Source organism: Cupriavidus basilensis OR16, from assembly GCF_000243095.1.
In the GTDB taxonomy this organism is placed as follows: domain Bacteria; phylum Pseudomonadota; class Gammaproteobacteria; order Burkholderiales; family Burkholderiaceae; genus Cupriavidus; species Cupriavidus basilensis_D.
Genome location: NZ_AHJE01000078.1, coordinates 25,487 through 34,204 on the forward strand (window position 1 = coordinate 25,487; position 8,718 = coordinate 34,204).

General features: G+C 64.6%; 8 protein-coding genes and 2 pseudogenes. 1 reads left to right on the forward strand and 9 read right to left on the reverse strand.

The features are described 5' to 3' along the window. Nucleotides 1-33: 33 nt before the first annotated feature. From OR16_RS26385 to OR16_RS26400, 4 genes and pseudogenes are all read right to left on the reverse strand, one after another. Nucleotides 34-912, reverse strand: a complete 879-nt coding sequence (locus OR16_RS26385) for an SMP-30/gluconolactonase/LRE family protein (protein ID WP_006161375.1) — start codon at nt 910-912, stop codon at nt 34-36. A 38-nt stretch (nt 913-950) separates the two neighbouring features. After that, nucleotides 951-2,280 (reverse strand): annotated as a pseudogene (locus OR16_RS26390) (UxaA family hydrolase). Nucleotides 2,281-2,322: 42 nt separating this feature from the next. After that, a complete protein-coding gene (locus OR16_RS26395; protein WP_006161376.1) occupies nt 2,323-3,336 on the reverse strand; it encodes a Bug family tripartite tricarboxylate transporter substrate binding protein in 1,014 nt (337 codons plus the stop codon). Between the two features lie 87 nt (nt 3,337-3,423). Beyond that, nucleotides 3,424-4,356: a dihydrodipicolinate synthase family protein gene (locus tag OR16_RS26400; RefSeq protein WP_006161377.1), complete on the reverse strand. Its 933-nt coding sequence runs from the start codon at nt 4,354-4,356 to the stop codon at nt 3,424-3,426. 107 nt (nt 4,357-4,463) lie between these two features. Here OR16_RS26400 and OR16_RS26405 point away from each other — a divergent pair, with 107 nt between their 5' ends. Then, nucleotides 4,464-5,345 (forward strand): LysR substrate-binding domain-containing protein, encoded by an 882-nt coding sequence (locus OR16_RS26405; RefSeq protein WP_006161378.1) that lies wholly within the window; start codon nt 4,464-4,466, stop codon nt 5,343-5,345. Between the two features lie 51 nt (nt 5,346-5,396). Here the strand turns inward: OR16_RS26405 and OR16_RS26410 are convergent, their stop codons facing one another. From OR16_RS26410 to OR16_RS47835, 5 genes and pseudogenes are all read right to left on the reverse strand, one after another. Beyond that, nucleotides 5,397-6,128, reverse strand: coding sequence for a ribonuclease activity regulator RraA (locus tag OR16_RS26410; protein ID WP_006161379.1), 732 nt, complete (start codon nt 6,126-6,128; stop codon nt 5,397-5,399). A gap of 30 nt (nt 6,129-6,158) precedes the next feature. Next, complete coding sequence (locus tag OR16_RS26415) at nt 6,159-7,094, reverse strand: dihydrodipicolinate synthase family protein (protein WP_006161380.1); 936 nt, start codon at nt 7,092-7,094, stop codon at nt 6,159-6,161. A 78-nt stretch (nt 7,095-7,172) separates the two neighbouring features. Further along, nucleotides 7,173-7,958, reverse strand: coding sequence for an SDR family oxidoreductase (locus tag OR16_RS26420; RefSeq protein ID WP_043421197.1), 786 nt, complete (start codon nt 7,956-7,958; stop codon nt 7,173-7,175). A 57-nt stretch (nt 7,959-8,015) separates the two neighbouring features. After that, entirely contained in the window at nt 8,016-8,423 is a 408-nt protein-coding gene (locus tag OR16_RS41840; protein ID WP_337459874.1) for a 2-hydroxyacid dehydrogenase, read from the reverse strand. 121 nt (nt 8,424-8,544) lie between these two features. Further along, nucleotides 8,545-8,718, reverse strand: a pseudogene (locus OR16_RS47835) (NAD(P)-dependent oxidoreductase); the annotation flags it as partial.

The following is an 8,718-nucleotide window of genomic DNA, read 5'->3' on the forward strand; positions in this document are numbered from 1 at the left end:
CTATTAATTCACTTATTACTTCTAATTTAAAATTCAATGGCCGAAGTCTTCAAGCAAAAAATAAGAGAGAGTGGAAAGCATGCGTGCTGCCCAGTACACTTCTTTCATGCACGGAAACTTCCAGGCATCGGGGGGGGCGACACACACATGACGCCGTCTAGATCGTCCACACCAGAGGTTTCCGTGAATATCGCAGCGCATGCCATCGATTGTTCCTGCGCCAGCATCGAGCAGGATCCTTCCGTTGGCGATACGCGCGCCACCATCGACGAGATCATAGGCCCAAATCTTGCGCCCCGGCGTTCCGCGCGATTCGATCACATACAAGATGCGCTCATCGGCGGAAAAGCACAGGCCGTTGGGCCCCTTCAGCTCCGTTGTCATGACGGTCGGCTTTCCCGACTCGGCATCGATCCGGTAGACCGAATGAGGCAATTCCGGGGTCGCGGCGCGACCTTCGTAATTGCCCTGAATCCCCATGGGCGGATCGGTGAACCAGATGGAACCGTCGGATTTGACGACGACGTCGTTGGGCGAATTGAGGCGCTTTCCCTCAAAGCGGTCGGCCAGCACCGTGAGGCTACCGTCGTATTCCGTGCGCACAACGCGGCGCCCGCCGTGTTCGCACGTGATCAACCGCCCTTGCCGGTCCCGCGTGTTGCCATTGGCGTAGCCGGACGGTTGCCGGTACACGCTGACGGTGCCAGTCTCCTCCTCCCACTTCATCATTCGGTTATTCGGAATGTCGCTCCACAATAGAAAGCGGCCATCGCCGAACCAGACCGGCCCTTCCGCCCAGCGAAATCCAGTTGCGATCTGCTCCACGGCCGCGTAGGCGATCCGGTATTTCTCGAACTCCGGATCCAGCACCTGGATGCGGGGATCGGGGTATCGTGCACTTGGTTGCCACATGACGTACTTTCCCTCTAGCTGTTCCCGTATGCCGGTAGTCAGCTCATGATGCCGATTTGCCAGGGCACGAACTCGTTGTCCCCGAGCCCTAGCAGTTCGCTCTTCGATGCCTTTCCCGAAGCGGTACGCAGCATCAGTTGAAAGATCTCTTCGCCGACCTGCTCAATGGTCTTCTCGCCGTCTAGAATCGTGCCGCAGTTCAGGTCCATATCTTCCTCCAGCCGCCGGTACATCGACGAATTGGTGGCCAACTTGAGGCTGGGTACAGGCTTGGCGCCGAACATGGAGCCGCGGCCCGTGGTAAAGGCGATCAGGTTGGCGCCGCCGGCGATCTGGCCCGTGGCCGAGACCGGGTCGTAGCCCGGCGTGTCCATGAATACAAGCCCGTGCTGCGTGACCGCCTCGGCGTAACGGTACACCTCCATCAGCGGGCCAGTCCGACAGGATGGCGGTGCCGCCGTGGCGCACCAGCAGATCCACGGCTGCGCCCAGGGCCGGATTGGCGGTGATGGACGAAAACCCGTCCGAGCCGCCGCACTGCAGGCCCACGGTCAGGTGGCTGGCCGGCACCGGACGGCGCTCCACGCTATTGACCTGCGGCAGCAATTCCATGACCGCGGCAATGCCGGCCTCAATTGTCTTGCGCGTGCCGCCGCTTTCCTGCATGACGAAGGTACGCAGCAAGGGGCCAGGTTCCAGAGACTGCGTGTCGAGCAGGCCCTTTAGCTGGTTGCGTTCGCAACCGAGCCCCACAATCAGCGCGGCACCCAGGTTGGCGTGGCGCGCATAGCCGGCCATGGTCCGGCGCAGCAGATCCATCGGCTCTCCCGTCATCTCCATGCCGCAACCCAGCGAGTGACTGAACGCCACCACACCGTCGACGTTGGGGAAGTCTGCAAGCCGCTCCGGCGTGAACCACTCCGCGATCTTGCGTACGACGGTGGAGGAGCAATTCACCGTTGACAGGATGCCGAGATAGTTGCGCGTGCCCACACGGCCGTCGCCGCGCACGATGCCGTCGAAGCTCGCCTGCCGGCCTGCTTCGACCGGGTCCACGGGCCGGTAGTCGCGGCCGAAGGCGTAGTCCCGTTCGTATTCCTGAAAGCTGACGTTGTGCGAATGGACGTAGGTGCCCGGCTGGATGTCGGCCGCGGCAAAGCCGATGCAGACGTTGTACTTCAGGATCGGTTCGCCGGCCTTGATGAAGCGGGCGGCGATCTTGTGGCCGGCCGGAACCTGGCTACGCACGCCCCAGGTTTCCCCCGGCACTTGAGCGCCGATGCCCACGTTCATGCGTGCGACCAACACGTTGTCCGCAGGATGCAGGCGGATACAAGGTCCAATGATGCTTTTTTGCTGGGTTTCCATACTACCTTTCCTGAATTGCGGAATTGGATAAGGGCCAGGCGCTCACTCGGCCTGGATGCCGGCGCTCTTCACCACGCTGCCCCACTTGGGGACTTCGGTGGTCATGAACGTGCTGAACTGTTCGGGACTGGTGCCGAGGATAGTGAACCCCTGCTCGGTGAACTTGGCACGCAACCCCGCATCCTTCAGGGCTACGCTGACTTCGTCACTGATCTTGCTGGCGATGGCCCTGGGCGTCTTGGCAGGCACGAACAGGCCATACCAAGTCAGCACCTCGAAGTTCTTCAACCCCGCCTCCGACAGCGTTGGCACCTGCGGCAGCGCCTGGGCACGCACCAGGCTGGACACCGCGATTGCCTTGAGCTTGCCGCTCTTGATGAACGGCGCGGCCACCGGCACGTTGGCAAACATCAAAGACACAGTGCCGGACATCACGTCGGTCAACGCCGCCGCCTCACCCTTGTAAGGCACGTGCGTCAGCTTGATGCCGCTCATCGAATCGAACAGCGCACCGGCAATGTGCTGAGGGCCGCCAGAGCCCGACGAGGCATAGCTCCTCAGCTTGTCGGCACGCGCGAGCTCGATCACATCCTGCACCGTGCGGGCCTGCACCGACGGATGCACTACCATCACCAGCGGCATCGATACCACTTGTGTCACCGGCATGAAGTCCTTTAGCGGATCGAATGGCAGATTGGCGTACATGCTCGGCGCGATGACCATGGTCGACTGCGACGCCAGCATCATCGAATAGCCGTCGGCGGCCGACTGGGCCACATTGGTCGCCGCGATGGTGCCGGTGGCGCCGGGCCGGTTATCGACGATCACAGTCTGGCCCGTTTGCCTGGCGAGCTGGTTGCCGATCTGGCGGGCCACGATGTCGGCGCCGCCGCCAGGGGCGAAGCCCACCACGATGCGGATAGTCTTCTTCGGATAGGCGTCGGCCGCCCTTGAAGGCGAGGCGCAGATTATCGCCACGATACCGCCAATTGCTGCGCACAGCACGATGCGCCGGCGTTTGTCGTTGGCGTGGTGGACGAAGGGCGTGGCTGGCATTGGTGTCTCCCGGATGTTATGTCCTGCTATCACACCGGTCCATCCCAGTTCCTTGTCCGCGGATGGGCCGATGGTCCTGTTATCGATTCAGGCTGCAAGCAGTTGCGCTTCCGGCATCACAAATCCAATCGCGTCCAGCGACTGCGCCAGTGCCTCGCGCTGGCCCGCCTGCAACTCCGTCAGCGGTGGGCGCACGATGCGCCATGCCCCGTCCGTGCTCTGCGCGGCGATGGCCTCCTTCATGGCTGCGATCATCGGGAACTGCTGGAAGGCAGCGCGGGTGCGGATGATCGCTGCCTGGCGGTCGTCGGCGTCCGCATCCTGCCAGTGCCTGTACAGGTCCACGATGGGCGCGGGGTTGACGTTGCCGGTGGCAGTAATGCAGCCAGCGCCGCCGGTGCGCATCGTTTCCAGCAGGAGAGCCTCGGTGCCGGCGAATACGTCGAAGCCGCGGGCGCCGAAACGCTCGATCATGGCGCGTGTATTGACGAAGTCACCCGAACTATCCTTCACGCCGGCGATGATGCCGGGATAGGCACTCAGCAGACGGTCGATCAAGTCAAGTCCGAGAGGCACCTGGCTCACGGCGGGGATGTGATACAGGTAGATGCGCAGGCGTGCATCGTCCACGCCCTCGATCACCTGGGCAAAGGCACGGAACAGGCCATCGTCGCTGACGCCCTTGTAATAGAACGGCGGCAGCATCAACACGCCGGCGCAGCCCGCCGCCACCGCGTGGCGAGTCAGGGCGATGACATCCGGCAACGCGCAGGCGCCGGTGCCGGGCATCAACTGGGAGGCAGAAATACCTGCCTCGAGCAGTACGTCCAGCAAGCGGCGCTTTTCGTCGACCGACAGCGAGTTGGCTTCAGAATTGGTGCCGAACACCGCCAGACCTACACCTTGCGCGATCAACCAGCGGCAATGACGCACAAAGCGCTGAGCATCCGGCGCATAGTCGGCGCGGAACGGCGTGAGCACGGGAGAGAAAACGCCGCGCGGGCGGGCAACATCGGCCATGAGTCGTCTCCAGGGGAATCTTGATTTGATTTGAGACAAATTGTAGAAACTGGCAGAATGCAAAAACAGCATTGACCGCCTTGTTCAATCAATAGAATTTTTTTGTTATGGACACCCGCTACCTGCAGAGCTTCGTCGCCGTGGTTGAGTACGGTTCCTTCGCGGAAGCCGCGCGTCGCCTGGGCCTCACGGCAGCCGCAATTGCAGCGCGGGTCCAGGCGCTGGAGGACGCGCTGGATACGCCGCTGGTTCAGCGCGCGGGCCGCACGGTGCTGCCAACCCAAGCGGGCTTGCGCATCCTGCCCAAGGCGCGCGCGGTAGTACGCGACGTGCGCGACCTGAGCGCGGTGGCGCACGACGACACCCTCGTGGGGGAACTGCGGCTGGGCGTGTCGACTTCCTCGCTGACCGGACTCTTGCCGCAGATCCTGGAGAGGCTCTACGCGAAGCATCCGCAGCTGAAGATTTTCGTGGAGCCAGGCGCATCTTCGCACCTGTACAGGCGCATCGTCTCGGGTGATCTGGACGCTGGCATCATCGTGGAACCGCAGTTCACGATTCCCAAGGCATTCGCCTGGCACGTGCTGGTGGAAGAGCCATTCATCGTGCTGGCATCGCTGGCCATGGCCAGCCGCGGCGCGCATGACCTGCTCGCCAGCGAGCCGTTCATTCGCTACGACCGCAGCATGTGGGGAGGCATGGTGGCAGACCGCTACCTGCAGGAGCACAACATCGTCCCGCAAGAGCGATTGGAGATCGACGCGCTCAATGCCATCGCCACCATGGTCCACCAGGGCATCGGCGTCTCGCTGGTGCCGGACTGGACGCCGCCGTGGCCCGAGGGCCTGAAGGTGGCGCGGATCCCGCTGCCCGGTCGGACGCCGGTGCGTAAGGTGGGGTTCTTGTGGTCGCCACACGGAGCGCACGCCACCCTGTCGCAGGCGTTCCTGGCGTTCGGGCTGGCCTCGCGGCGGGCGGGGTCACGCTAACCGCGTGACCGCCGCAATGACGGTGCGGGCGCGCGTTGGTGCCCGGAGCATTTAGCGGTCAGCGCCCTGGCCTTCCGTCCAAGCCTTGTACCGCGCCTTGTTCTCCTCGTTGGGCGGATACAGGCCGGGCAACGGCATGCCGCGCTCCACTTCCCGCATGATCCAGCCCTCCAGGCGCTCCTGTTCCACTGAGGCGGCAATCACTTCGTCAAGCATGGCGGCGGGAATCAGCACCGCGCCGTCCTGGTCCACCACGATGACATCGTTGGGGAATACCGCAACGCCGCCGCAGTCGATGGGTTCCTGCCAGCCGACGAAGGTGAGACCGGCGACCGAAGCTGGTGCCGCCGTGCCCTGGCACCACACCGGCAATCCCGTGCCCAGCACTCCCGCCACATCGCGCACCACACCGTCGGTCACCAGTCCTGCCACGCCGCGCTTGCGCAAGCGCGCGCACAGGATATCGCCGAAGATGCCAGCATCGGTCACGCCCAGCGCACCCACCACCGCGATGCAGCCGGCCGGCATGTCCTCGATGGCCGCGCGCGTGGAAATTGGCGAGCCCCACGAGGCCGGCGTCGCCAGGTCTTCGCGAGCGGGCACGAAGCGCAGGGTAAAAGCGCGGCCGACCAGGCGCGGCTGACCAGGTGCCAGCGGCCGCGTGCCGCGCAGCCAAACGTTGCGCAGGCCGTGCTTGAGCAGCACGGTGGTCAGCGTTGCGGTGGTCACGCCTTGCAGAGCCTTGATCACACTTTCGTCGAGGGGAAGCGATGTGGTCGCCATGATGTTTCCTTGTTGCATTTGGTTTGGGGTTTAATCTGCCAGTGCCGCGCGCGGGTCATGCCTTGCCAGACGCCGCAGCAGGTGGTCCACCTCGTGCCGTGCCGTCGCCGACATGGCCGCCGCTGGCTTGCGCTGCGCCGCGGAGGTGAGGATTCCGCGCCGCATCATCACGTACTTGCGCGCGGCCAGGCCGACGCCGGGCTGCTGCTCATACCGCAGCAGCGGAAGGTGGGCGTCGAAGAGGTCGTGCGCGGCCTCGCGCTCGCCCTGGGCCGACAAGCGCACCACGTCGCAGAGCATGTCCGGGAAGCAGTAGCCGGTATTGGCGCCATCGGCACCGCGCTCCATTTCATAGTCCAGGAACAGCCCGTTGTTCCCGCACAGGATGGAGATGTGCCGCATTGAACCCTCCTTCTCGAAGGCGCGCAGGGCGGAGATCTTTTCCAGGCCGGGCCAGTCTTCGTGCTTCAGCATGACGCACGAGGACAACTCGCCGACGATGCGGCGGATCACGCCGGGCGTCATCTGCACCGAGAACGTCAACGGATAGTCCTGCAGCACGAACGGCACGTCGGCGCCGATCGCGTCCACTGCCTGCTGGTAGTAGCCGACGATCTGGTCGTCGGTGCGCAGCGTGTTGGGCGGCGCGATCATGACGCCGGCCGCACCCAGGTCCATCACCTCGCGCGTCAGGGCGCGCATACCGGCGAAACCCGGCGCCGAGACGCCGACCACCACCGGTAGCCCGCCTACGCGCCGGATCACGCGGGCCGCCACGTCGATCGACTCGGCGTGCTCAAGCTTAGGCGCCTCGCCGAGCTGGCCGAGCACTGTCACACCGGTCGCGCCGCAGCCGAGATAGAAGTCCACCAGACGATCGATCGAGCTTACGTCGATCGATCCGTCGTCCAGGAATGGCGTGGGCGCAATGGGGAAAACGCCTTTGGCGTCGGCGGTCAACAGCATCTTTGGGTCTCCGGCGATGGCAGGTGTTGGGTCGGGTCGGTCTTGCTGGGGCGCGGGCAGGCAGTCCCGCGCCCGGCCTCAGATACTCTGGATGAGGCCACCGTCGATACGGATGGTGGAGCCGGTAATATAGCCGGCGCGGTCACTGGCCAGGAAGGCCACCGCATCGGCATATTCCTCCGGGCGGCCGTAGCGGCCCACCGCGATGGCGGCGGTACTTTCGGCCGAGACAGCCTCCACCGGGCGTTGCTCGCGCCCGGCCTTGGCTTCATCCAGGAAGCGGATGCGGTCGGTGGCGATGCGCCCCGGCAGCACGATATTGACCGTCACGCCGTCACGGCCGACTTCGCGCGCCAGGGTCTTGGACCAGCCGACCAGGGACAGGCGCAGCGCATTGGAAATGCCCAGGTTCGGGATCGGTGCGACCACGCCGGACGAGGTGCTGGTGACGATGCGCCCCCAATGCCTGGCCCGCATGCCGGGCAGCACCCGGTCGGTAATCGCGATCACCGACAGCACCATGCTTTCGAAGTACTTGCGCCACAGCGCCGTTTCCTGGCCGAACGCGGTGGTAGGCGGCGGGCCGCCGGTATTGTTGACCAGGATATCGACCTGGCCAAACTGGGCCTCGATGACGGCAATATGCGTCTCGATCGACGCCAGGTCCGCCAGATCCCAGGCGCGCGCAAGCGCTGTGCCCCCCTTGGCGACGATCATGGCTGCGGTGCGGCTTGCCGCTTCCTCATTGACGTCTGCGACCACGACCTTCGCACCCTCCGCCGCCAGTGCCATCGCAATGGCGGTACCGAGACCGCCGCCGCCGCCCAGCACCAGAGCTACCTTGCCCTCGATTCCTAATTGCATGAATACCTCACTTGAAAAACTTGAAACGCTTGGATTGACAATTTACGTTTGCCGCGCTCAGGGTTCCGTCCTGGAGTTGCCCTGCCGCGCGGAGAGCAGACCGGCGCTCACGCCGTGGACCACTGGCGTCAACGCCGCTCCCCCACCCAGCACGGCTCGCACGTTATCCAGCATCAGCCTCAGCATCACCGCGCGCGTCTCCCGCGTGGCCGAACCCGCGTGCGGAGACAGCAACACGTTCGGCAGCGCGGTCAGCGGCGAATCGGTCAGCGGCTCGGACTCGAACACATCGAGAGCCGCGCCCCGGATGGTGCCTGTTTTCAGGGCCTCGCATAGTGCCGCCTCGTCGACCACGCTGCCGCGCGCCATGTTGAGCAGGTAGCCGTTCGGCCCCAGTGCAGCCAGTATCGCGGCGTCGACCAGATGGCGGTTCTGCTCTGTCGCGCGGCAGGTGAGGACCAGGATGTCTACCGACGCTGCGAGTGCGAGGGGGGTCTCGTAATAGCGGTACGGGCAGGATTGGGCGCTGCGTGCCGGTGTAGGCCAGTTCCACGCCGAAGGGCGTCAGCCGCTGCGCGATACCCATGCCGATGCGGCCGAGCCCGACAATGCCGACGCGCTTGCCGGCCAGGCTGGTGGTGAGCGGGAATGCGTTCTCACGCCAACCGCCGCCGCGCACATGGCGGTCGGCAGCGGGAATCTCGCGCACCAGCGCCAGCAACAGGCCGATGCCGAGTTCGCAGACGGCCGCGTCCAGCAC